Annotated in this window: 1 protein-coding gene; it reads left to right on the top strand. The window is 67.9% G+C overall.

Annotation, left to right across the window (positions count from 1 at the left end):
• On the top strand, positions 1-1847 hold a 1847-nt coding region (locus tag EOC06_RS36545), incomplete at its 5' end, for a xanthine dehydrogenase family protein molybdopterin-binding subunit (protein ID WP_128310067.1).
• Positions 1848-1893 lie beyond the last annotated feature (46 nt).

Here is a 1893-nt window from a genome sequence, read left to right as displayed (position 1 = left end):
CGCCGCGCTATGAAGTGCTGCCGGCGCGCGTTGGCCTGGACGGCGCTGAAAGCTTCGTGCCGCGTGGTGTCGGCGTCGGCGGTCCGGCCGTGCAGCACAAGGGCGATGTCGAGGCCGGCCTCAAATCGGCAAAGACACGGATCGAAGCCACCTACGAGACGCCGGCCCAGTACCACAACGCCATGGAGCCGCATGCGATCGTCGTCGCCTGGAATGGCGACACACTGTCGATCGACACGCCGAGCCAGGGCCTTGCCATGGCACAGGGCCGCATCGCCGGCCTGTTCGGCATCGCGCCGGAAAACATCCACATCCGCAGCCCGTTCCTGGGTGGCGGCTTTGGCTCGAAAGGCATGATCTCCGGGCCGCAGGTGCTCGGCATCCTGGCGGCGCGCCTCGTCCGCCGTCCGGTCAAGCTGGTGCTGCGGCGTGAGCAGATGTACGGCCCGGTCGGCCACCGTGCGCCGACGCGCCAGACGCTGCGCATGGGCATGGACGGCGAAGGGCGGCTGACGTCACTCGACCATCATGCCAAGACTGCGTCGAGCACGTTCGACGATTTCTTCGAACCGGCCGCGGACGCCTCGCACACGCTCTATGCCAGCCCGGCCATCGCCACCTCGCACGATGCGGTGCGGTTGGACACCGGTACGCCGCTGTTCATGCGGGCGCCTGGCGAAGCGACCGGCTCGATCGCACTCGAAAGCGCCATCGACGAGGCGGCTCACGCCTGTGGCATGGACCCGCTGGAATTCCGGCTGCGGAACTATGCCGAGGTCGAGCCCATGACCGGCAAGCCGTTTTCCTCCAAGGCGCTGCACGAATGCTACAGGCAAGCGGCCGAGACGTTCGGCTGGGCAAGCCGCCCGCTTCAGCCGCGGCTGATGCGCGACGCGGACGGTTTCCTGACCGGCTGGGGCATGGGCACGGCGACGTTTCCGGCCCTGATGTTCCAGGCCGAGGCCCGCGCCGTGCTGAGAAGCGATGGCAGCGGCCTGATGGAGACCGGCGCGCAGGACATGGGGCAAGGCGCCTGGACCGCCTTCGCCCAGATCGCCGCCGACGGACTGGGACTGGATATCGACCAGGTCGATTTCAGGGCCGGCAGTTCCGATCTGCCCAATGCAGGCATTGCCGGCGGCTCCGGCCACACGGCGACGGCCGGCATGGCGATCCACAATGCGGGTGCCGCCGTCATCGCCAGGCTCGCCGATCTCGCCACCAGTGACGAGCACTCACCGCTCTACGGCGCCGGCAATGAAGGCGTGCTGGCGCGCGGTGGCCGCCTCTATCGGCGCGACGATGAAAGCCGCGGTGAAAGCTATGCCGAGATCCTCACGCGCGCGGGCCTCACCGAGATCGAGGGCCATGGCAAGGGCGCTGCGGACCCGGCATCCCAGGAGGCCTATGCCAAGCACGCGCACGGCGCCGTGTTCGCCGAGGTGAAGGTCGATCCGGATTTCGGCCAGATCCGTGTCACAAGGCTGGTCGGCGCGTTCGCCGCCGGGCGGATCATCAATCCCAGGCTGGTGCGCAGCCAGTATTATGGCGGCATGATCTGGGGCGTCTCGTTCGCGCTGCATGAGGAAGCCATCACCGACCGGCGCTCTGGCCGGATCCAGAATGCCAACCTCGCCGAGTATCATGTCCCGGTGAATGCCGACGTTCCGTCGGTCGAGGCGCTGCTGGTCCACGAGGACGACCCTCACGTCAACGCGCTCGGCATCAAGGGCGTCGGCGAAATCGGCATCACCGGCACGGCCGGCGCCGTCGCCAATGCGGTCTGGCATGCGACCGGGGTGCGGCCTCGGCGCTTTCCGATCCGCATCGAGGATCTGCTGGGGTGAGGAGTGGTCCGCATAGCGGACGGGAAGCCAATTGCTTGGCTTTCCG

Origin of the sequence: Mesorhizobium sp. M7A.F.Ca.MR.362.00.0.0, from assembly GCF_004023175.1 — a bacterium.
Classification (GTDB): domain Bacteria; phylum Pseudomonadota; class Alphaproteobacteria; order Rhizobiales; family Rhizobiaceae; genus Mesorhizobium.
The sequence above is the reverse complement of the archived record's forward strand: the minus strand, read 5'-3'. Positions and strand labels throughout refer to the sequence as shown.